The organism is Pseudomonas sp. PB106 (genome assembly GCF_009764645.1).
Lineage (GTDB): Bacteria > Pseudomonadota > Gammaproteobacteria > Pseudomonadales > Pseudomonadaceae > Aquipseudomonas.
Genome location: NZ_RWIM01000002.1, coordinates 1 through 22,516, shown reverse-complemented (window position 1 = coordinate 22,516; position 22,516 = coordinate 1). Strand labels below are relative to the sequence as shown.

18 protein-coding genes are annotated in these 22,516 nt (G+C 59.9%); 13 read left to right on the top strand and 5 right to left on the bottom strand.

The genetic code is table 11. The annotated features are described in order from the left end of the window. Nucleotides 1-105 precede the first annotated feature (105 nt). A complete protein-coding gene (locus EJA71_RS27315) occupies nucleotides 106-282 on the top strand; it encodes a hypothetical protein (RefSeq protein WP_178113631.1) in 177 nt (58 codons plus the stop codon). A gap of 136 nt (nucleotides 283-418) precedes the next feature. On the opposite strand, the gene EJA71_RS00310 is transcribed toward EJA71_RS27315, so the two are convergent. Beyond that, on the bottom strand, nucleotides 419-1,303 hold the full coding sequence (locus tag EJA71_RS00310; protein WP_158953308.1) for a helix-turn-helix domain-containing protein: 885 nt from the start codon (nucleotides 1,301-1,303) through the stop codon (nucleotides 419-421). A 188-nt stretch (nucleotides 1,304-1,491) separates the two neighbouring features. Here EJA71_RS00310 and pobA point away from each other — a divergent pair, with 188 nt between their 5' ends. Together pobA and EJA71_RS00300 are read left to right on the top strand one after the other, a co-directional pair. Then, nucleotides 1,492-2,676 (top strand): 4-hydroxybenzoate 3-monooxygenase, encoded by a 1,185-nt coding sequence (gene pobA / locus EJA71_RS00305; protein WP_178113632.1) that lies wholly within the window; start codon nucleotides 1,492-1,494, stop codon nucleotides 2,674-2,676. Nucleotides 2,677-2,755: 79 nt separating this feature from the next. Continuing rightward, nucleotides 2,756-4,273, top strand: a complete 1,518-nt coding sequence (locus EJA71_RS00300; RefSeq protein WP_158953304.1) for an MDR family MFS transporter — start codon at nucleotides 2,756-2,758, stop codon at nucleotides 4,271-4,273. A gap of 132 nt (nucleotides 4,274-4,405) precedes the next feature. Here EJA71_RS00300 and EJA71_RS00295 read toward each other — a convergent pair whose 3' ends face one another. The 4 genes from EJA71_RS00295 to EJA71_RS00280 form a co-directional block, all read right to left on the bottom strand. After that, the gene (locus EJA71_RS00295; protein WP_158953302.1) at nucleotides 4,406-5,254 is read right to left on the bottom strand and encodes a cache domain-containing protein; all 849 of its coding nucleotides are present in this window, start codon (nucleotides 5,252-5,254) and stop codon (nucleotides 4,406-4,408) included. A gap of 130 nt (nucleotides 5,255-5,384) precedes the next feature. Continuing rightward, nucleotides 5,385-6,239: an ATPase gene (locus tag EJA71_RS00290; protein ID WP_158953300.1), complete on the bottom strand. Its 855-nt coding sequence runs from the start codon at nucleotides 6,237-6,239 to the stop codon at nucleotides 5,385-5,387. 116 nt (nucleotides 6,240-6,355) lie between these two features. Then, nucleotides 6,356-7,348, bottom strand: a complete 993-nt coding sequence (locus EJA71_RS00285; protein WP_158953298.1) for an NAD(P)-dependent oxidoreductase — start codon at nucleotides 7,346-7,348, stop codon at nucleotides 6,356-6,358. Between the two features lie 95 nt (nucleotides 7,349-7,443). After that, nucleotides 7,444-8,343 carry a LysR family transcriptional regulator ArgP gene (locus tag EJA71_RS00280; protein WP_158953296.1) on the bottom strand — a complete coding sequence of 300 codons (900 nt, stop codon included), beginning with the start codon at nucleotides 8,341-8,343 and terminating at the stop codon, nucleotides 7,444-7,446. A 96-nt stretch (nucleotides 8,344-8,439) separates the two neighbouring features. On the opposite strand from EJA71_RS00280, the gene EJA71_RS00275 reads away from it, so the two are divergent. From EJA71_RS00275 to EJA71_RS00230, 10 genes are all read left to right on the top strand, one after another. After that, nucleotides 8,440-8,841: an ACT domain-containing protein gene (locus EJA71_RS00275; RefSeq protein WP_158953294.1), complete on the top strand. Its 402-nt coding sequence runs from the start codon at nucleotides 8,440-8,442 to the stop codon at nucleotides 8,839-8,841. 5 nt (nucleotides 8,842-8,846) lie between these two features. Next, complete coding sequence (locus tag EJA71_RS00270) at nucleotides 8,847-9,449, top strand: LysE/ArgO family amino acid transporter (protein WP_158953292.1); 603 nt, start codon at nucleotides 8,847-8,849, stop codon at nucleotides 9,447-9,449. Nucleotides 9,450-9,625: 176 nt separating this feature from the next. Next, a complete protein-coding gene (locus tag EJA71_RS00265) occupies nucleotides 9,626-10,222 on the top strand; it encodes a superoxide dismutase (protein WP_008085479.1) in 597 nt (198 codons plus the stop codon). Between the two features lie 424 nt (nucleotides 10,223-10,646). After that, nucleotides 10,647-12,698 carry a bifunctional diguanylate cyclase/phosphodiesterase gene (locus EJA71_RS00260; protein WP_158953290.1) on the top strand — a complete coding sequence of 684 codons (2,052 nt, stop codon included), beginning with the start codon at nucleotides 10,647-10,649 and terminating at the stop codon, nucleotides 12,696-12,698. Nucleotides 12,699-12,835: 137 nt separating this feature from the next. Next, nucleotides 12,836-14,182: an imelysin family protein gene (locus EJA71_RS00255; RefSeq protein WP_008085485.1), complete on the top strand. Its 1,347-nt coding sequence runs from the start codon at nucleotides 12,836-12,838 to the stop codon at nucleotides 14,180-14,182. 294 nt (nucleotides 14,183-14,476) lie between these two features. After that, on the top strand, nucleotides 14,477-15,904 hold the full coding sequence (locus EJA71_RS00250; protein ID WP_158953287.1) for a di-heme oxidoredictase family protein: 1,428 nt from the start codon (nucleotides 14,477-14,479) through the stop codon (nucleotides 15,902-15,904). 27 nt (nucleotides 15,905-15,931) lie between these two features. Next, complete coding sequence (locus EJA71_RS00245; protein WP_099757042.1) at nucleotides 15,932-16,996, top strand: imelysin family protein; 1,065 nt, start codon at nucleotides 15,932-15,934, stop codon at nucleotides 16,994-16,996. A gap of 14 nt (nucleotides 16,997-17,010) precedes the next feature. Next, nucleotides 17,011-18,111 carry a DUF1513 domain-containing protein gene (locus tag EJA71_RS00240; RefSeq protein WP_158953285.1) on the top strand — a complete coding sequence of 367 codons (1,101 nt, stop codon included), beginning with the start codon at nucleotides 17,011-17,013 and terminating at the stop codon, nucleotides 18,109-18,111. Between the two features lie 158 nt (nucleotides 18,112-18,269). Beyond that, a complete protein-coding gene (locus EJA71_RS00235; RefSeq protein WP_158953283.1) occupies nucleotides 18,270-19,418 on the top strand; it encodes an efflux RND transporter periplasmic adaptor subunit in 1,149 nt (382 codons plus the stop codon). A gap of 13 nt (nucleotides 19,419-19,431) precedes the next feature. Then, the gene (locus tag EJA71_RS00230; protein WP_158953281.1) at nucleotides 19,432-22,458 is read left to right on the top strand and encodes a multidrug efflux RND transporter permease subunit; all 3,027 of its coding nucleotides are present in this window, start codon (nucleotides 19,432-19,434) and stop codon (nucleotides 22,456-22,458) included. Nucleotides 22,459-22,516 lie beyond the last annotated feature (58 nt).

The window sequence follows — 22,516 nt, the reverse complement described above, 5'->3', positions numbered from 1 at the left end:
AGCTCCTACATGGATCGGTGTAGGAGCTGCCGAAGGCTGCGATCTTTTGATCTTGTTCTATGCTGAAAGTAATACCGCAGGGTATTTCGTTCAGAGGTGAACGCCATGAACATCAAAACAAGAAGATACGTCGCGATTTTCATCACCTGCGCTGCCACGCTGGCGCTGTACGGCACCGCGGCCTGGCGGGTCGAACAACTGCGACAGCTGCCCCGCGAATACGCGAGCTGCAACTACGAACGCTGCATTCCGCACAATGCCACGCTGAATGCATTGCGCTGATTCATCTGCCTGGAATGCAATCCTGTGGGAGCGAACTTGCTCGCGAATGCATTGTGCCAATCACGATCTTATGGTGACTGATACACCGCATTCGCGAGCAAGCTCGCTCCCACAGGTTTTTGCGGCGTTTATGAGGTTACTGTTCGGCCTTCAACCGGTCGCGGAACGCCTTTGGCGAAATCCCCACCCTGCGCCGGAACAGGCGCGTGAAGTTGGTCGGATCGGAAAACCCCAACAACTCCGACATCTCGTAAATGGTCATGCTGGTGTATGTCAGTAAGCGCTTGGCTTCCAGCAACTGACGTTCATGCATGATCTGCAGCGCCGGCTGCCCGGCCAGCTCACGGCACGTGCCGTTGAGATGCGATACCGAAATGCCCAAGCGATGCGCCAGATCCTCGACCTTCACATGCTGGCGATAAGTTCCTTCCACCAATTGTATAAAGCCGTTGAGGTATTCGCGCTGGCGCTGCGGGCGCTGACTGGCCTTGTGGCGCACGATGGCTTGGCGACTGACCCAGACCATGATCACGCTGACCAGCGAATGCATGAGCATTTCCCGCGCCGGTTGATGGCCGTTGTATTCGGCCTGCAACGCGGTGAACAGACTGTTGAGATAATCGCCGTCCTTGCCGGCCGGGTAGTTTTCCGCCTGAGCCAGAGCATGCACCGAGTCGCCCAGTTGCGCCTGCAGGTGATTGATCAGCGGCGTGGCGAGGGTAACGATGAAGCCTTCAACGTCTTCGGAAAAACGAAAGCCGTGCACCGACAACGGTGGCAGGACTTGAATGGCCGGGGTCTGGAGTTGCGTGCGTTGCCCTTCGATTTCAAGCTCTGCCTGACCTTTGAAAACGAAGAGTAATTGGCACAAATCAGCATGGCGGTGGGGTTTGATTTCCCACTCATGTTCGCGGCTGCGGGAGGAAATGGTTTCACAGTGCAGCAAGTCGGGGGTCGGCCAGTCCAGGCTTTCACCGTAGAGCTTGAACACTGGAATCGAAGGCAGCTCAGGCTTGTTCATCACTTCAATCCAGGCCTCAGGGGTTGTGGGGCGATAATCGCACCGATTGGCAGAATGTACAGGTATCGGCTCAGTTTTCACCTTCAATTGACAGACCCGCAAGGGAAAAATGCAAGCACTCGATCCATAAAAAACATTCGCCGGCGCTTGCCGTGTGAAGCTTGCGAGTCATAAAAACAATGAAAACGCTGAAAACCCAAGTCGCCATTATCGGCGCCGGCCCGTCCGGTTTACTCCTCGGCCAGTTGTTGCACAACGCTGGCATCGACACCCTCATCCTCGAACGTCAAACCCCTGAATATGTGCTCGGGCGCATTCGTGCCGGCGTGCTTGAACAAGGCATGGTAGAGCTGTTGCGTCAGGCGGGTGTGAGTCAGCGCATGGACGCCGAAGGTCTGGTGCATGGCGGCTTCGATCTGGCACTGGAAGGACGTCAGGTGCACATCGACCTGCACGCGTTGACGGGCGGCAAGACCGTGATGATCTACGGTCAGACCGAAGTCACCCGCGACCTGATGGCCGCTCGTCGGGAGGCTGGCGCGCCGACTGTTTATGAGGCGAGCAATGTCGTTCCCCACGGCATGAAAAGCGACGAGGCGTTTGTCACCTTTGAAAAGGATGGCGAAACCTGGCGCGTCGATTGCGATTACATCGCCGGTTGCGACGGTTTCCACGGCGTCGCTCGACAGTCGATTCCGGCGGATTGCCTGAAGGTGTTCGAGCGGGTTTATCCGTTTGGCTGGCTGGGCATTCTCGCCGACACGCCGCCGGTGCAGGACGAATTGGTCTACGCCCGTCATGAGCGCGGTTTTGCCTTGTGCAGCATGCGTTCAGCGACGCGCACGCGCTATTACCTGCAAGTGCCGGCGGAAGAAAATGTCGATGACTGGAGCGATCAGCGTTTCTGGGAGGAGTTGAAAAATCGCCTGCCGGTGGAGCTTGCCGCGAAACTGGTTACCGGGCCGTCGATTGAAAAAAGCATCGCGCCACTGCGCAGTTTTGTCGTCGAGCCGATGCAGTACGGGCGCATGTTTTTGGTCGGTGACGCGGCGCATATCGTTCCGCCTACGGGCGCCAAGGGTTTGAATCTGGCCGCCAGCGACGTCAGCACGCTGTTCAATATTCTGCTGAAGGTTTACCGCGACGGTCGCACCGAGCTGCTGGAGAAATACTCGGAAATCTGCCTGCGCCGCGTGTGGAAAGCCGAGCGGTTTTCCTGGTGGATGACCTCGATGCTGCACCGCTTCGACGATCACGATGCGTTCAGCCAGCGCATCAGCGCCTCGGAACTGGACTACTTTGTCAGTTCCGAAGCGGGGCGAAAAACCATTGCAGAAAATTACGTCGGACTTCCTTATGAGGCTATCGAATAGCCTGCTACCGACTTACACTGGCGAGCATCCCCGCTCGCCTGACGATCTGCGGGACTCTCATTGCCCGCAGGTTTTGCCCGTGACCAATCTCAATCACCCCGAAACGCCCAAACCGGCCATTCGCAGCGTGCTGGTCGCGCTGATGATGGCGATCTTTCTCGGTGCGCTGGATCAGACCATCGTCGCCGTATCGATGCCGGCCATCTCCGCACAATTCAAGGATGTCAGCCTGCTGGCGTGGGTGATTTCCGGGTACATGGTGGCGATGACCGTGGCGGTGCCGATCTACGGCAAGCTCGGCGACTTGTACGGGCGGCGCAAACTGATGCTGTTCGGCATGGGTCTGTTCACCCTTGCTTCGCTGTTCTGCGGCATGGCTCAGAGCATGGAGCAACTGGTGCTGGCGCGAATTCTTCAGGGCATTGGCGCTGGCGGGATGATTTCGGTGAGTCAGGCGATCATCGGCGACATCGTTCCGCCGCGTGAGCGCGGCCGTTATCAGGGTTACTTCAGCAGCATGTACGCGGTGGCCAGCGTCGCCGGCCCGGTGCTCGGCGGTTACATGACCGAATACTTGTCGTGGCGCTGGGTGTTTCTGATCAACCTGCCGCTGGGCCTCGGCGCGTATTGGGTGGCGCGGCGCAACCTGCGCGGGCTGCCGATTCCGCAACGCAAACCGATCATCGATTACCTCGGCACGCTGTTGATGATCATCGGCCTGACCGCGCTGCTCTTGGGCATTACTCAGGTCGGTCAAGGGCATTCCTGGCGCAGCAGCGAAGTGCTCGGCTTGTTCGCTTGCGCGGTGGTAGTGCTGGCGGTGTTTGTCTGGCATGAGCGGCGGGCACGGGAGCCGTTGCTGCCGATGCATCTGTTCGCCAACCGTAATGCACTGCTGTGCTGGTGCACGATTTTCTTCACCAGTTTCCAGGCGATTTCGCTGATCGTGCTGATGCCGTTGCGCTTCCAGAGCGTCACCGGTGCCGGCGCCGACAGCGCTGCGTTGCACTTGCTGCCATTGGCGATGGGGTTGCCGATTGGTGCTTACTTCGCTGGCCGTCGCACCTCGATCACCGGTCGCTACAAACCGCAGATTCTGACCGGCGCGATACTGATGCCGATCTCGATTCTCGGCATGGCCTTCAGCCCGCCCGAGGCGACGCTGGCCAGTGGTTTGTTCATGCTGCTGAGTGGGATTGCCGGAGGCATGCAGTTCCCGACATCGCTGGTCGGCACACAGAACTCGGTAGAACAACGCGACATCGGCGTGGCCACCAGCACCACCAACCTGTTCCGCTCCCTCGGCGGCGCAGTGGGCGTGGCGTTGATGTCGGCGCTATTGCTGGCGTTGCTGCAGGATTCTAATTTTGCCCATTTGGCGAGCAGTTCGCTGATGAGCGAAGGGCATAGCGGCAACGTGCTGCTGGATGGTCTGAACGCGGCACCAGGGGATGCGCAAAACGCCTTGCGCGCGGAACTGCTGGTGACGTTCCGGCATTTGCTGTGGGTGAGCGCGGCGGTGTCGTTGCTCGGGTTGGCGGCCGCGATTGCGATGCCGAACAACTTGCTGCGCGGGCGTGAGCACGGCGCGAAATAACCTTTTCACACGATCGTTCCCACGCTCTGCGTGGGAATGCAGCCTGGGACGCTCCGCGTCCCATCCAAAGCCGAACGCAGAGCGTCCGTTGAGGCATTCCCACGCCGAGCGTGGGAACGATCGCGCTGAGATTCAAGGGCTGTAGTAACCCACCGCCACAAGGAAATGCCCGACCTTTTTCAGGTAAGCATGTTTGTCTTCAACTTTGCCGGTCACCGGGTTCTTCCAGCGGTATTCATATTCGCCCTCATCCTGCTTGCCGATCAGCGCCAGAATCGGTTCACCCACCGGTTTGCCTTCCGGGTCCTTGATCTTGCCGAAGTCGGTATTGATCAAGCGCAGGTTGGTGCCGTGGGCGACGTAGCGCTGGGTGTTCAGATCGACGACAAACACGTACAGATCATCCTGCAGGTAACCGCCCTTGAGCGAGTTGATTGCGGTCAGCGTGCCCTTCTCGTCTTTGCCCAGATCTGTCGCTGCTTTGTCCAACAGGGCTTTGGCCTGCTCGGCCGAGGCACGCGGCAAGTAATAACCTACCGCAAGAATCCGCTGGCCGATGCGCTGATAGAACACGTGCTTGCGTTCGACCTTGCCATCGGCCCAGTTCTGCCAACGGTATTCAGCCTGCTGAATGCCGTTGCCCTCCGGCACCGTCAATGCTTGTTTGAAGGCTTTCTGCAAATCCGGTCCGATTACTTCGCTGACATCGCGGCCAATCAGGGCCGAAGAAGGCCCGCCGCTGGCGAGCATCACGCCTTTGGTGTCGACCACAAACACGTAGCGATCCTTGTCGACAAATTCGCCTTGGCGGCTGAAAGCGGCAAACGCCTTGTCACCGTTGTCGTGGTAATAGGCCAGCGCTTTTTCCAGCAGGGCGATGGCGGCCTGGCTGTCGTCTTTGGCGGTGGCGGCGGCGCTGGCCTGGCCGAGACCGGCCAATAACAGCAAACAGAGACAGGCGAATTTATGCACAAACCCCATGACGCATCCCTCGTTCTTGTTGGTGTTTGAAGAGCGTAGACGGCTTGGGCTGATGCATGAATATTCAGAGGGTTTCTGAACGTGTCGGGGGTGGCGGTGGCGAGGAATACCCCACCACCGCTACCAACGCTCAGGGACGCGCGTTGATCTGCTGCTGCAGGTTCTGGATCTGCGCCTGCAGGGTATTGAGGTTACGGGTCATCTGGCCGCGAAAGGCATCGAACTCAGCGGTATTGCCGCCGCCCTGTGGGGATGCCGGACGATTGTCCTGCTGACTTTTGAGGACAACGATGTCCTGCTCCAGACGGTCGATGGCCGCACCTGGATTGCCCTGTTTTTTCAGTGCGGCAATGTCAGCGCCGAGGCTCTTGAATTGCGCGTCGAAAGCCTTGAGCTGGGCGTCGACCTTGCTGGTATCGGCCGGGGTGCTTTTCACCGTCGCCAGCTCTGCGGTCAAGGCTTTGACCTGCGCCTGCAACTGGGTGTTGGCGTTCTGCTGCTCGGTGGTCTGTGCAGTCATTTGCGCCAGACGCTTGTCCAGATCGCTGGCCTGCCCGGCCACGCCCTGTTGCTGTTTGCTCTGATCGAGCAGCTTGCCTTCGAGCTGTTTGATCTGCAGCTTCAACGCTTCGCTGTCGCTGGTGACGTTGCTCTGGCTGGCCACGACCTTGCCGGAGATATCCTGCAGGCGCCCCGCCGCTTCTTCACTGATCCGCGCAAAGCTTTCCTGGGTCGCGACCAGTTGCTGCTCCATCAGCGAAATCTGCTGAAAGCTCCACCAGGCCAGGCCGATGAAAGCAAAGAACAGCGCGCCAACCAATGCCCACAAAGGCCCGGTGCTCGCGGCTTTGACCTTGACCACTGGCGGGGTGCGCGAGTGCACCGAAGTGCGCGCGGTGGTCGGAATGTCATCGTCGTCGAAGGTGTCGGCACGCAGGCTCGGGACATCGTCGAAATCGTCGTGGGCATCATTACGCATGGACATTGAGGCAACCTTTGTGAAACGCGGTGATGGCTAAATGCTGCGAAGTATAACCGCCGCAGCCGCAGGGATTGACCCCCAACCTGCGGTGCGGTTCATTGCCGCCCGGCCGAATCGTTTCAACGGATGTCCTGGGCTTTCCACCACGCACAGAACTCATCCAGCGCCGACCACAGGCTGACTTTCGGATCGTAATCCAGATAATGCCGGGCGCGGCTGATGTCGAGGGTGAAATTTTTCTTCATGACTTGCATGCCCAGACGCGACAGGGTCGGCTCCGGACGCCCCGGCCAGAGCTTGCACGCCCCTTCATTGAGCGCCGCGACGCTGTAGGCCAGTCCGTAGGAACGGTACTTGGTAACCTGTGGGACTTCCATCCTGCGCATCACGTAGTTGACCACATCCCACAACGGCACCGGCGCGCCGTTGCTGATGTTGTAGGCCTTGCCCAACGCAGAACCGGCGGCCAGCAGACTGCTGAGCATGGCTTCGTTGAGGTTCTGCACGCTGGTGAAATCGACTTTGTTGAGGCCGTTGCCGATGATCGCCAGACGGCCCTTGCGCTGCATGTTCAGCAGGCGCGGGAAGATGCTCATGTCACCGGCACCGGTGACGAAGCGCGGGCGCAGAGCGATGGTTTCGAGGCCGAACTCCTGCGCGCCGAAGACCTTTTGCTCGGCCAGGTATTTGGTCGCGGCATAGTGATGCTTGAAGCGTTTGGGCACTTGTTCTTCGGTCAGATCGAGGTGATCGCGGCCATCGAAGTAGATCGATGGCGACGACAGGTGCACCAAACGGCGGACGCGCTGCTTGAGGCAGGCTTCGACGACGTTTTCGGTGACCTGCACATTGCCCTGGTGAAAGTCCTGATACCGGCCCCACAGCCCGACGGCACCAGCGCAATGCACCACGGCTTCGACGTCGGAACACAGTTCGCGGACTAAATCAGGATCGGTCAGATCGCCCGGTACAAACTCGGCACCTCGGCGCACCAAGTGCTCAACGCTTTCGGCCCGGCGACCGTTGACCCGCACGTCCAGGCCCTGCTCCAAAGCGAAGCGCGCAAAGCGCCCGCCAATGAAGCCGCTTGCGCCGGTGACCAAAATTTTCATGCATAACTCCAATGAAACCAGCTGCGAGCTTCAAGCTTCGAGCTGCTAGTTTAAAACGGTGAGCGGCGCTGAACTTGCCGCTTGCAGCTTGACGCTCAAGGCTGTTTCCAAGGCACCAGCCATTGCGCTGAGGCGCGCACCAATTGCTCGGTCAGCAAACCCAGCAACTGACCGCCATTGCGCCAATGATGCCAGTACAACGGCACGTCGATCGGTTTATCTGGCAGCAACTCGCGCAACACGCCACGTTGCAGTTGATCGCGCACTTGCAGTTCTGGCACCAGCCCCCAGCCCAAACCCGCTTCGGTCAGGCGGATAAAGCCCTCCGAGGATGGGCATAAATGGTGTTCGAATCCGCCGTCGACGCCCAGCGAGGCCAGATAGCGATGCTGGAGAAAGTCATCCGGCCCGAACACCAGCGCTGGCGTGCGCGGCAGTTGTTCGGCGCGAACGCCGTCGGGGAAATGTCGTTCGATAAACGCCGGGCTGGCCAAGGCGCGATAACGCATCGCGCCAAGCAACACGCTGCGCGCGCCGGCTACCGGTCGTTCACTGGCGCAGAGGCATGCGGCCACTTCCCCGGCACGCATGCGTTTGAGGCCGACGGTCTGGTCTTCAACCACCAGATCCAGCAATAAATGCTGTTCGGCGCAGAAATCACCCACCGCCTCGGCCCACCAGGTCGCGAGACTGTCGGCATTCAGCGCAATGCGCAGGCGCTCCGGCAGGCCCTCTTCGTCCAATGCCGGCACCAGCGTCTGCAGGTCGCGTTCAAGCAAGCGCACTTGCTGCACATGGTTGAGTAGGCGCCGGCCGATTTCGGTTGGCGACGGTGGTGTGCCGCGCACCAGCACCGGTTGGCCGACTCGCGCTTCCAGCAGTTTGATCCGCTGCGAAATCGCTGATTGCGATAAACCCAGCACCTGCGCGGCGCGCTCGAATCCAGCCTGCTCGACCACGGCGGCCAGAGCGGAAAGCAATTTGTAGTCGAACATCAGTTTTCCTAATGAGCGATCAGCACTATTGGTTTTTCTTATACAGGTTTCGCCCGGAGAATAGCCAGCAAGCACTCTTTATCAAGGAACACTGCAATGGCTGGCGAAACTTCACTCACGACCCTGTTGCGCAGCATGAGCCCGCAACTCAACGCCGGTGAATATGTGTTCTGCACTCTGCCCGGCGGCCAATTGCCGAGCGGTGTGGACATCATCGGCAGCTTCCGCGAGCAGGAAGGTCTGACGGTGATTCTCGAACGGTCCGACGCCGAACAGGCCAGTTTCAGCTTCGACTACGTCGCCGCGTGGATCACCCTCAACGTGCATTCGGCGCTGGAGGCGGTTGGGCTCACCGCTGCATTCGCCACGGCACTGGGCAAGGCCGGGATCAGTTGCAACGTGATTGCCGGTTACTACCACGATCATTTGTTCGTCGGCCAAGCCGATGCCGAACACGCCATGCAAGTGCTGCGCGATCTGGCAGCCAACGCGGAGTAATCAGTATGTGGCAAAGCTATGTGAACGGCTTGCTGGTGGCCTTCGGACTGATCATGGCGATCGGCACGCAGAATGCTTTTGTATTGGCGCAGAGCCTGCGACGTGAACACCACTTGCCCGTGGCGGCGCTGTGCGTGGTCTGCGATGCGCTGCTGGTCGCCGCTGGCGTGTTCGGGCTGGCGACGATTCTGGCGCAGAACCCGACACTGCTGGCGATTGCCCGTTGGGGCGGCGCGACGTTTTTGATCTGGTACGGCAGCCAGGCGCTGCGCCGGGCCTGCTCGAAACAGAGCATGAACCAAGGTGAAAACCAGACGGTACGTTCGCTGCGTGCGGTGATGCTCAGTGCATTGGCCGTGACGCTGCTCAACCCGCACGTTTATCTGGATACGGTGTTGCTGATCGGTTCACTCGGCGCGCAACAGTCGGTGCCAGGGGCTTATGTGGTCGGTGCTGCGAGTGCTTCGCTGTTGTGGTTTTTCACCCTCGCGCTGGGCGCAGCATGGTTGGCGCCTTGGCTGGCCCGGCCAAGTACCTGGCGGATCCTTGATCTGGTGGTGGCGTTGATGATGTTCACGGTCGCGGGGCAGTTGATAATCGCGAGCTGATTTATTCCAAACGGCTCTGGAACCTCTATCCCACACAGTTGTTGCGTGGTTATGGCGCAACCCCGGTGCTATGATCGAAACCCTGCGCCGCAAAGAGTAAAAACTCGCCGGTGCATTTCTGGCCGCCCGTGATCGGCCTTGCGCTCACCGCAACAGACCTGATTAGGAGAATCATCATGGCTTTCGAATTGCCGCCGCTGCCTTACGCACACGATGCCCTGCAGCCGCACATTTCCAAGGAAACCCTGGAATACCACCACGACAAGCACCACAACACTTACGTCGTGAACCTGAACAACCTGGTGCCAGGCACCGAGTTCGAAGGCAAGACCCTGGAAGAAATCGTCAAGACTTCCTCGGGCGGTATCTTCAACAACGCCGCTCAGGTCTGGAACCACACTTTCTACTGGAACTGCCTGGCGCCAAACGCCGGTGGTCAACCAACCGGCGCGCTGGCTGAAGCCATCAACGCTTCGTTCGGTTCGTTCGACAAGTTCAAGGAAGAGTTCAGCAAAACCTCGATCGGCACCTTCGGTTCCGGTTGGGGCTGGCTGGTGAAAAAGGCTGACGGTTCCCTGGCTCTGGCCAGCACCATCGGCGCCGGCAACCCGCTGACCAGCGGCGACACCCCGCTGCTGACCTGCGACGTCTGGGAACACGCTTACTACATCGACTACCGCAACGTTCGCCCTAAGTATGTCGAAGCGTTCTGGAACCTGGTCAACTGGAAGTTCGTTGCTGAGCAGTTCGAAGGCAAAACCTTCACCGCTTAAGCTGCGTGCCAGTCAAAAAACCCGGCTATTGCCGGGTTTTTTTATGGGCGTTCAATGATCGTTCCCACGCTCCTGCTTAGGAATGCAGGCCGCGACGCTTCGCGTCACTGGACGCAGCGGCATTCCCACGCAGAGCGTGGGAATGATCATGGCGTTATTCCCACAGAAAATGCAGCCTCGGACTGCTTGCCGCCTCGGCACAGACGGCTAACATCAAAACATTGGGAATATTGTCACGAACCGCTCAAGTTAAGGGCCGAAACTACCGACATAGTACAAATAGGGCTAATACTCCAAACAGCAGCATTTCGGCCAACGCCACGGGTAAATCCTCCCGGGCCTGATTGTCCCTTTGACTGCCAACACGGGATTGCCAATACTCATGGCAAACTGACGCTACCCGCACGGAACAAGGAATAACCCTTTGAAGCTGGAACTCAAGAACAGCTTGTCGGTGAAGTTGCTCCGGGTCGTGCTCCTGTCGGCATTGATCGTCGGCGTGGTCTTGAGCTGCGCGCAGATTGTTTTCGATGCCTATAAAACCCGTCAGGCCGTGGCCGGCGACGCCGAGCGCATCCTCGACATGTTCCGCGACCCCTCGACCCAGGCCGTTTACAGCCTCGACCGGGAGATGGGCATGCAGGTGATCGAAGGCCTGTTTCAGGACGACGCCGTGCGCCAGGCCTCCATCGGCCATCCCAACGAAGCCATGCTCGCGCAGAAGTCCCGCGACCTGAAACACTCCAACAGCCGCTGGCTGACCGATCTGATCCTCGGTCAGGAACGCACCTTCACCACCCAACTGGTGGGTCGTGGCCCGTATAGCGAATATTACGGCGACCTGAGCATCACCCTCGACACCGCCACCTACGGCGAAGGTTTTATCGTCAGTTCGGTGATCATCTTCATTTCCGGGGTATTGCGCGCGCTGGCCATGGGCCTGGTGTTGTATCTGGTCTATCACTGGCTGTTGACCAAACCGCTGTCGCGGATCATCGAGCACCTCACCGAGATCAACCCCGATCGCCCCAGCGAACACAAGATTCCGCAGCTCAAGGGGCATGAGCGAAACGAGCTGGGCATCTGGATCAATACCGCCAACCAACTGCTCGAGTCCATCGAACGCAATACCCACCTGCGCCACGAAGCAGAAAACAGCCTGCTGCGCATGGCCCAGTACGACTTCCTCACCGGCCTGCCGAACCGTCAGCAATTACAGCAGCAACTGGACAAGATTCTGGTCGACGCCGGCAAGTTGCAACGCCGGGTCGCGGTGTTGTGTGTAGGGCTGGACGATTTCAAAGGCATCAATGAACAATTCAGCTACCAGACTGGCGACCAGCTGCTGTTGGCGCTGGCTGATCGGCTGCGTGCCCACAGTGGTCGCCTCGGTGCCCTCGCCCGTTTGGGTGGCGACCAGTTTGCGCTGGTTCAGGCCGACATCGAACAACCCTACGAAGCGGCAGAACTGGCGCAAAGCATTCTCGATGATCTGGAAGCGGCGTTTGCCCTCGATCATCAGGAAATCCGCCTGCGCGCGACCATCGGCATCACCCTGTTTCCCGAGGACGGCGACAGTACCGAGAAACTGTTGCAAAAAGCCGAGCAGACCATGACGTTGGCGAAGACCCGTTCGCGCAATCGTTATCAGTTCTACATCGCCAGTGTCGACAGCGAGATGCGTCGTCGCCGCGAACTGGAAAAAGACCTGCGCGATGCCTTGCTGCGCGATCAGTTCTACCTCGTCTATCAGCCGCAGATCAGCTATCGCGATCACCGCGTGGTCGGCGTCGAAGCACTGATTCGCTGGCAACATCCCGAGCACGGCCTGGTGCCGCCGGATCTGTTCATTCCACTGGCCGAACAGAACGGCACGATCATCGCGATTGGCGAGTGGGTGCTGGATCAGGCCTGCAAGCAGTTGCGCGAATGGCACGACATGGGTTTTGCCGATCTGCGCATGGCGGTCAATCTGTCCACCGTACAACTGCACCACGCCGAGTTGCCAAGGGTGGTCAACAACCTGCTGCAGATGTACCGCCTGCCGCCGCGCAGTCTGGAGCTGGAAGTCACCGAAACCGGCCTGATGGAAGACATCAGCACCGCCGCTCAACACTTGCTCAGCCTGCGCCGCTCCGGAGCGTTGATCGCCATCGATGACTTCGGTACCGGTTACTCATCGCTGAGTTATCTGAAAAGCCTGCCGCTGGACAAGATCAAGATCGACAAGAGCTTCGTTCAGGATCTGCTCGATGACGACGACGATGCGACGATCGTTCGCGCGATCATTCAACTGGGCAAAAGCCTTGGCATGCAGGTGATTGCCGAGGGCGTGGAAACGGCCGAGCAGGAAAGCTACATCATCTCCGAAGGCTGCCACGAAGGTCAGGGTTACCACTACAGCAAGCCGCTCCCCGCGCGCGAGCTGAGCGTCTATCTCAAACAAGCACAACGCAGTAACGCGGCGATCCTTTGATCCATGCCGCTTTGCCGTCGTAAATAAGAAATATTTCCAGCCACAACCCTTTACACATAATGCGAAAGATTTGCATTATGTCGCAGCTTTGCGCACCCCCGCGCCTGTCAATCAATCAACGAAGCAGGATGTTCGCCATGATTCGTATGCCTCTGGCTACCGCCAGTCTGCTGGCCATCGCTATTTCCCTCGCCGGTTGCGGCGAAGGCAAAGACAAGGCCGCCGCACCGGCCGCACCGACTCCAGCCGCCAGCACCACCGCACCAGCGGCTGCTCCTGCCGCTGCCGGTAAAGTCGACGAAGCCGCCGCCAAGGCAGTGGTTGCACACTACGCCGACATGGTCTTCGCCGTTTACAGCGATGCCGAATCCACCGCGAAAACCCTGCAAACCGCCGTCGACGCTTTCCTCGCCAAGCCGAACGCCGACACCCTGAAAGCCGCCAAGGCTGCCTGGGTCGCCGCGCGCGTTCCGTACCTGCAGAGTGAAGTGTTCCGCTTCGGCAACACAATCATCGACGATTGGGAAGGTCAGGTTAACGCCTGGCCACTGGACGAGGGTCTGATCGACTACGTCGACAAATCCTACGAGCACGCACTGGGTAACCCGGGCGCAACCGCCAACATCATCGCCAACACCGAAGTTCAGGTCGGCGAAGACAAGGTCGATGTGAAGGACATCACTCCGGAAAAACTCGCCAGCCTCAATGAGCTGGGCGGTTCCGAAGCCAACGTTGCAACGGGCTACCACGCCATCGAATTCCTGCTGTGGGGCCAGGACCTCAACGGTACCGGCCCTGGCGCTGGCAACCGTCCGGCTTCCGATTACCTGGAAGGCGCCGGCGCCACTGGCGGTCACAACGATCGTCGTCGTGCCTACCTGAAGTCCGTGACCCAACTGCTGGTCAGCGACCTGGAAGAAATGGTCGGTAACTGGAAGCCGAACGTGGCTGACAACTACCGCGCCACCCTGGAAGCCGAGCCGGGCGAAACCGGTCTGCGCAAAATGCTCTTCGGCATGGGCAGCCTGTCCCTGGGTGAACTGGCGGGCGAGCGCATGAAGGTTTCCCTGGAAGCCAACTCCCCTGAAGACGAGCAGGACTGCTTCAGCGACAACACCCACTACTCGCACTTCTACGATGCCAAAGGCATTCGTAACGTTTACCTGGGCGAGTACACCCGTGTTGACGGCACCAAAATGACTGGCGCCAGCCTGTCGTCGCTGGTAGCCAAGGCCGACCCGGCTGCCGACACCGCGCTGAAAGCCGATCTGGCCGCCACCGAAGCCAAGATCCAGGTCATGGTCGATCACGCCAACAAGGGTGAGCACTACGACCAGTTGATCGCTGCGGGCAACACCGCTGGCAACCAGATCGTTCGCGACGCCATCGCATCGCTGGTCAAGCAGACCGGCTCGATCGAAGCCGCTGCCGGCAAGCTGGGCATCAGCGACCTGAACCCGGACAACGCTGATCACGAGTTCTGATCAATCGCGTCTGAGTCAAAAAAGGCGACCTTCGGGTCGCCTTTTTCATGCCTGCTTTCTGTGGTGATGCTGATGACCCCATCGCTGGCAAGCCAGCTCCCACAGTGATCGGTGGCGTACACAAATTTTGCAAGCACCCGAAATCCTGTGGGAGCTGGCTTGCCAGCGATAGGGGCGACTCGGTCCTCGAGTGAAACCCTGCCACAAATCAAGCAAACGATAATTCCTCTTATTCAAACCCCCTCGCCCTGTTAGACTTTGCGCCTTTATTTTCGCCCGTCCGCAGGATGTCTGATGCCCTCGCTGCCTCTTCGCTTGTCCGCACTGTTTCTGGCCTTGGGCCTGAGTGCCTGCGATGACGCCCCGCGTTTCACCAAGGCCGAGCCCGGTGAAGCACGTTCCGGCGGTGCGGCGACCGTGCGCAAGACCGATCAGAATGCGTTCTCGCTGCCTTCGGCGAATCTGCCGCCGTCGCGCCGGGTGGATTTCAGTGTCGGCAACAGCTTCTTTCGCAGCCCATGGGTGATCGCGCCCTCGACCACCACGGCGCGCGATGGCCTCGGCCCGTTGTTCAACACCAATGCCTGCCAGAACTGCCACATCAAGGACGGTCGCGGTCATCCACCAACGCCGGATGCCGCCAACGCGGTATCCATGTTGGTCAGGCTGTCGATTCCTGACGCGCCGGAATATGCCCGACTCATCGAGCAAGTCGGCGTGGTGCCAGAGCCTGTCTACGGCGGCCAGTTTCAGGACATGGCCGTGCCCGGCGTCACCCCGGAAGGCAAGGTGCGCGTCGACTACACGCCAGTGCCTGTGCGCTTCAAGGACGGCACCAAAGTCGAGCTGCGCCAACCGGTGTTGCAGATCACCCAGCTCGGATACGGCCCGATGCATCCGGAAACGCGGTTCTCCGCACGGGTCGCGCCGCCGATGATTGGCCTCGGCCTGCTCGAAGCGATCCCCGAAGAAGCGATCCTCGCCAATGCCACCGCGCAAGCCAAAGCGAACAACGGCATCAATGGCCGTCCCAATCAGGTCTGGGATGACGCATTGCAAAAAACCGTCATGGGCAGATTTGGCTGGAAAGCCGGGCAACCGAACCTCAATCAACAAAATGTTCACGCGTTCTCGGGTGATATGGGCCTCACGACCAGCCTGAGACCGTTCGATGACTGCACTGACGCGCAAACCGCCTGCAAACAGGCGCCGAACGGCAATGGCCCGGACGGTGAACCGGAAGTCAGCGACAACATCCTGCGTCTGGTGCTGTTCTACAGCCGCAACCTCGCCGTGCCTGCGCGCCGTGGCGTTAACGATGCAGAGGTCATCGCCGGCAAGAACCTGTTCTTCCAGGCTGGCTGCGATTCGTGCCACACGCCGAAATACACCACCGCCGCCAACGCCGCCGAACCTGAACTGGCCAATCAGGTGATTCGCCCGTACAGCGATCTGCTGCTGCATGACATGGGCGACGGCCTGGCTGACAACCGCACGGAATTCCAGGCCTCCGGCCGCGATTGGCGCACGCCGCCGTTGTGGGGGATCGGCCTGACGCAAGCGGTCAGCGGTCACACCCGGTTTTTGCATGATGGTCGCGCGCGCAATCTGCTCGAAGCGGTGCTCTGGCACGGCGGCGAAGCGAAGGCGGCGCAGCAACAGGTTTTATCTTTCAATGCCGAGCAGCGTGCCGCGCTGCTGGCGTTTCTGAACTCACTTTAAACACTGATAAAGAATCGGGAGCCCGACATGTTCCGTCCCAAGCTACTGTTCACCAGCCTTGCCGCGCTCGCCCTCGGCGCCTGCTCGCCGCAGGATCCGCAAGCGGTCACTTCGGCGGCCATCGCCAAATCGGTGATCCTGCCGACTTATACCCGCTGGGTCGAAGCCGACAAGCAACTGGCCGTCAGTGCCCTCGCCTACTGCCAGGGCAAAGAAACCCTGGAGACCGCCCGTGCCGACTTCCTGCACGCGCAGAAAGCCTGGGCTGAGCTGCAACCGCTGCTGATCGGTCCGTTGGCCGAGGGCAACCGTTCGTGGCAGGTGCAGTTCTGGCCGGACAAGAAAAACCTTGTCGGTCGTCAGGTCGAGCAACTGGTGGTCGCGCAGCCACAGATCGACGCCGCCGCACTGGCTAAATCCAGCGTTGTCGTTCAGGGCCTGTCGGCTTACGAATACATCCTGTTCGACGCCAAGCCTGACGTGGCCAACGCCGAGCAAAAAGCCAAGTACTGCCCACTGCTGATCGCCATCGGCGAGCGTCAGAAGCAACTGGCCGAGGAAATTCTGCAAGGCTGGAACAACACCGACGGCATGCTCGCGCAGATGACCAAGTTCCCTAACCAGCGCTATGCCGATTCCCACGAAGCGATCGCCGATCTGCTGCGCGTGCAGGTCACTGCGCTGGACACCCTGAAGAAAAAGCTCGGCACGCCGATGGGCCGCCAGAGCAAAGGCGTGCCACAGCCGTTCCAGGCCGATGCATGGCGTAGCCAGTCGTCCCTGACCGCGCTGGAAGCCAGCCTCGCCGCCGCCAAAACCGTGTGGGAAGGCGTCGACAACAAAGGCCTGCGCAGCCTGCTGCCAAGCGATCAGAAGCCACTGGCGGACAAGATCGACGCGGCTTACGCTGCTTCGCTGAAACTGTTCGACAGCACCCAGCGTTCCCTCGGCGAAATGCTCGAAGACGACGCCGGTCGTCAGCAACTCAACGATATCTACGACAGCCTCAACGTCGTCCATCGCCTGCACGAAGGCGAACTGGCCAAGGCGCTGGGCATCCAACTGGGCTTCAACGCCAACGACGGTGACTGATGAGGGCAAGTGCCATGCTGCGACGCCAGGCTCTGACTTTAGGTAGTGTGCTGCTGGGAGCAGTGACGCTGGGCGGCTGGACGCTGTTCAAACGCAAGGATCAGAGCCCGCTGCTGTTGTCGGCGCGCGACGACACCGACGGCAAGCATTACGCCGTCGGTTATCGGCTCGACGGCAAGCAGGTGTTCGCCACCGAGGTCGGCCAGCGCTGCCACGACATCATCAACCACCCGACGCAGCCGATTGCGCTGTTCGTCGCACGTCGCCCGGGTACCGAGAGTTACCTGATCGACCTGCGCGACGGTACGTTGCTGCAGACCGTGACCTCGCAGCCGAACCGGCATTTCTACGGCCACGCCGTGGTGCACAAGGACGGCGAGTACCTGTACGCGACCGAGAACGACACCACCGACCCCGGTCGCGGTCTGCTCGGCGTGTACAGGTTCGAAGGTGAGCGGCTGGTGCATACGGGCGAGATTTCCACTCATGGCCTGGGCCCGCATCAGGTGTCGTGGATGCCCGATGGCGAGACGCTGGTGGTGGCCAACGGCGGGATTCGTACCGAGGCGGAAAGCCGCGTCGATATGAACCTCAGTGCCATGGAGCCGAGCCTGGTGCTGATGCAGCGTGACGGTACGCTGCTGAGCAAGGAAACCCTCGCCCAGCAGATGAACAGCGTGCGCCATTTGGGCATCGCCAGCGACGGCACCATCGTTGCCGGTCAGCAATTCATGGGCGCCTCTCATGAGCGTTCGGAGTTGCTGGCGATCAAGCGTCCGGGCCAGCCGTTCGTGGCGTTCCCGGTGCCGGAGCATCAGTTGCAGTCAATGGGGCATTACACCGCCAGCGTCGCGGTGCACAGCGATCTGCGCCTGGTCGCACTGACGGCGCCGCGTGGTAATCGCTTCTTTATCTGGGATCTGGACAGCGGCGAAGTGCGCCTCGATGCGCCCTTGCCTGATTGCGCGGGCGTCGGCGCGGTGAAGGACGGTTTTGTCGTGACCTCAGGGCAAGGTCGTTGCCGTTACTACGATTGCCGTCAGGATGAGTTGTTGGCCAAACCGCTGGAATTGCCGGCAGGGCTCTGGGACAACCATCTGCACTTGATGGCATAGCCGGCCCGTTTCAGAGACAGATACGCCATCAAGGGTGAGCGGGATTTCATCCCCCTCACCCTTTTCATCACCTGTAATAACTGCCAGTTGGAATACCCCCTGTACTCGGAGTAATGTGCCCGCCTGTCTCACCTGATTTTCTCCAAGGAACTGGAAATATGCTGCGTCGCCGCATGCTGATCATGTTGGGTGTTGTTTTGCTGATCGTCCTGGTGCTGGGCGGCTACAAAGCCTTTTCGATCTATACGATGATCCAGGGCTTTTCCAAACCGAAACCGCCGATCAGTGTCGCCGTCGCCAACGCGACCGAACAGCCGTGGCAGATGCGCCTGCCGACCGTCGGCACGCTCAAGGCGCTGCAAGGTGTCGAGCTGAGCCTGGAAGTCGCCGGCACCGTCACCGAGCTCAAATTCGAATCCGGACAGAAAGTCAAAGCCGGCCAGCCGCTGCTGCAACTCGACAGTGCCGTGGAAACTGCCCTGCTCGAAACCGCCAAGGCGGATCTCGGTCTTGCGCAACTGGATTTCGGGCGTGGCGCGCAACTGGTCGACAGCCGCGCCATCTCCAAAGGCGAGTACGACCGCCTCTCCGCTGTTTTGCAAAAGAACAAGGCCACGGTCAATCAGCTCAACGCGTCGCTGGCGAAGAAACGCATCCTCGCGCCGTTCAGCGGCACCATCGGCATCCGTCAGGTCGACGTCGGCGACTACCTCGCCAGTGGCACCAAAATCGCCACGCTGCAGGATTTGAGCAGCCTCTACGCCGACTTCTACTTGCCCGAACAATCGGTGCCGAAACTGGCGATCGGTCAACCGGTGCAAATCTCGGTCTCGGCTTATCCCGGGCAAAATTTCGCCGGCAAGATCAGCGCGATCAACCCGATCGTCGAAAGCACCACGCGCAATATCCTGATCCGCGCCACCCTGGCCAACCCCGACGGCAAACTGTTGCCGGGCATGTTCACCAGCCTTGAAGTGCTACTGCCCGATCCGCAAAAACACATCGTGGTGCCGGAAAGCGCGATCACCTACACCCTCTACGGCAATTCGATCTACGTAGTCGGGCAGAAGAAAGCCGAGGACGGCAACGTCGAAAAGGATGACAAAGGCCAACCGGTACTGATCGCCGAGCGCCGTTTCATCGAAACCGGTGAACGTCGCAATGGCTTGGTGATGATCAACAAGGGCGTGCAGAGCGGCGAACAAGTGGTGACGGCTGGCCAGATCAAACTGGACAACGGCGCACACATCGCCATCAGCGACGACAAGACCCTCGGCGAGCAGAACAGTCCGCCCCGCGCCGACTGATCAAGGAATCCCCATGGCTTTTACCGATCCGTTCATCCGCCGCCCGGTGCTCGCCACCGTGGTCAGCCTGTTGATTGTGCTGCTGGGCTTCCAGGCCTGGAGCAAGCTGCCGCTGCGCCAATACCCGCAAATGGAAAACGCCCTGATCACGGTGACCACGGCCTACCCCGGGGCCAATGCCGAAACCATTCAGGGTTACATCACCCAGCCGATGCAACAGAGCCTGGCCAGCGCCGAGGGCATCGACTACATGACCTCGGTCAGTCGCCAGAACTTCTCGACGATTTCGATCTACGCGCGCATTGGCGCCAACACCGACCGCTTGTTCACCGAGCTGCTGGCCAAGGCCAACGAGGTGAAAAACCAGCTGCCGCAGGATGCCGAAGACCCGGTACTGAGCAAGGAGTCCGCTGACGCTTCGGCGCTGATGTACATCAGTTTCTTCAGCGAAGACCTGAGCAATCCGCAGATCACCGACTACCTGTCACGGGTGATCCAACCGAAACTGGCGACACTGCCCGGCATGGCCGAAGCAGAGATTCTCGGCAATCAGGTGTTCGCCATGCGCCTGTGGCTCGACCCGGTGAAGCTCGCCGGTTTCGGCCTCAGCGCCAGCGACGTAACCAACGCCGTGCGCCAGTACAACTTCCTCTCCGCCGCCGGCGAAGTGAAAGGCGAGTACGTAGTCACCAGCATCAACGCCAACACCGAATTGAAATCCGCCGAGGCGTTTGCAGCGATTCCGCTCAAGGTCAGTGGCGACAGCCGCGTGCTGCTCAGCGATGTCGCACGGGTGGAAATGGGCGCGGAAAACTACGACTCGATCAGTTCGTTCGGTGGCACGCCCTCGGTGTACATCGGCATCAAAGCCACACCGGGCGCCAACCCGCTGGACGTGATCAAGGAAGTGCGCAAGATCATGCCGGAGTTGGAGGCGCAGCTGCCGCCGAACCTCAAGAGCGAGATCGCCTACGACGCTACGCTGTTCATTCAGGCCTCCATCGATGAAGTGGTGAAAACCCTGTTCGAAGCCGTGCTGATCGTGATCGTCGTGGTGTTCCTGTTCCTCGGCGCCCTGCGTTCGGTGGTGATCCCGGTGGTGACCATTCCACTGTCGATGATCGGCGTGATGTTTTTCATGCAGATGATGGGCTACTCGATCAACCTGCTGACACTGCTGGCAATGGTATTGGCCATCGGCCTGGTGGTGGACGATGCGATTGTCGTGGTGGAGAACATTCACCGGCATATCGAGGAAGGCAAAACCCCGTTTGACGCGGCCCTCGAAGGCGCACGGGAAATCGCCATGCCGGTGGTGTCGATGACGATCACCCTGGCGGCGGTGTACGCGCCAATCGGTTTCCTCACCGGACTGACCGGAGCGTTGTTCAAGGAATTCGCCCTGACGCTGGCCGGGGCAGTGGTGATTTCCGGCATTGTCGCCCTGACCCTGTCGCCGATGATGTGCGCCTATCTGCTGCGCCACGAACAGAACCCCAGCGGCCTCGCCCATCGCCTCGACCGCATCTTCGATAGCCTCAAGCGCCGCTACCAGAGCATGCTGCACGGCACGCTGAACACGCGGCCGGTGGTGCTGGTGTTCGCGGTGATCGTGCTGTGCCTGATCCCGGTGTTCCTCAAGTTCACCAAATCGGAACTGGCGCCGGACGAAGACCAAGGCATCATTTTCATGATGGCCACCGCCCCGCAGCCGACCAACCTCGATTACCTGAGCACCTACACTGACGAATTCATCAAGATCTTCAAGGAGTTCCCGGAGTACTACTCGTCGTTCCAGATCAACGGCTACAACGGTGTGCAGGCCGGTATCGGTGGCTTCCTGCTCAAGCCGTGGAACGAACGCAGCCGCACGCAGATGGAGATCCTTCCCGAAGTGCAGGGCAAACTCGAAGGCATTCCAGGCCTGCAGATCTTCGGCTTCAACCTGCCCTCCCTGCCTGGCACCGGTGAAGGCCTGCCGTTCGAGTTCGTGATCAACACGGCCAACGACTACGAGCTGCTGCTGCAAGTGGCCGACCGGATCAAGAAACGCGCCATGGAGTCGGGCAAGTTCGCCTTCGTCGACCTTGATCTGGCGTTCGACAAACCGGAAGTGGTGGTCGACATCGACCGCGCCAAAGCCGCGCAGATGGGCGTGTCGATGCAGGACCTTGGCGGCACGCTGGCAACGCTGCTCGGTGAAGCGGAAATCAACCGATTCACCATTGAGGGGCGCAGCTACAAGGTCATCGCTCAGGTTGAACGGCCATACCGCGACAACCCGGACTGGCTGAACAACTATTACGTGAAAAACACCCAGGGCGAATTGCTGCCGCTGTCGACGCTGATCAAGGTCAGCGACCGCGCACGACCGCGCCAGCTCAACCAGTTCCAGCAACTCAACGCGGCGAAGATTTCCGGTTTCCCGCTGGTGAGCATGGGCGAAGCCATCGACACCGTATTGCAGATCGCCCGCGAAGAAGCGCCTGCCGGTTTTGCCTTCGACTATGGCGGCGCCTCACGCCAGTTCGTCCAGGAAGGCAGTGCCTTGTGGGTGACGTTTGCCTTGGCGCTGGCGATCATTTTTCTGGTGCTGGCGGCGCAGTTCGAGAGTTTCCGCGATCCGCTGGTGATTCTGGTGACGGTACCGTTGTCGATCTGCGGGGCGCTGATTCCGCTGTTCCTCGGCTGGTCGAGCATGAACATCTACACCCAGGTCGGGCTGGTGACCCTGATCGGTCTGATCAGCAAGCACGGGATCCTGATCGTCGAATTCGCTAACCAGTTGCGCAAGGACAAGGGACTGACCGCACGGGAGGCGGTGGAGGAAGCCGCGGCGATTCGTTTGCGCCCGGTGTTGATGACCACGGCGGCGATGGTATTTGGCATGGTGCCGCTGATTCTGGCGACCGGTGCCGGCGCCGTCAGCCGCTTTGATATCGGCATGGTGATCGCCACGGGGATGTCGATCGGGACGTTGTTTACGCTGTTTGTGTTGCCGTGCGTTTACACCTTGCTGGCGAAACCTGATAAGCCTTGAAAGCAAAAGATCGCAGCCTTCGGCAGCTCCTACACCGATCCATGTAGGAGCTGCCGAA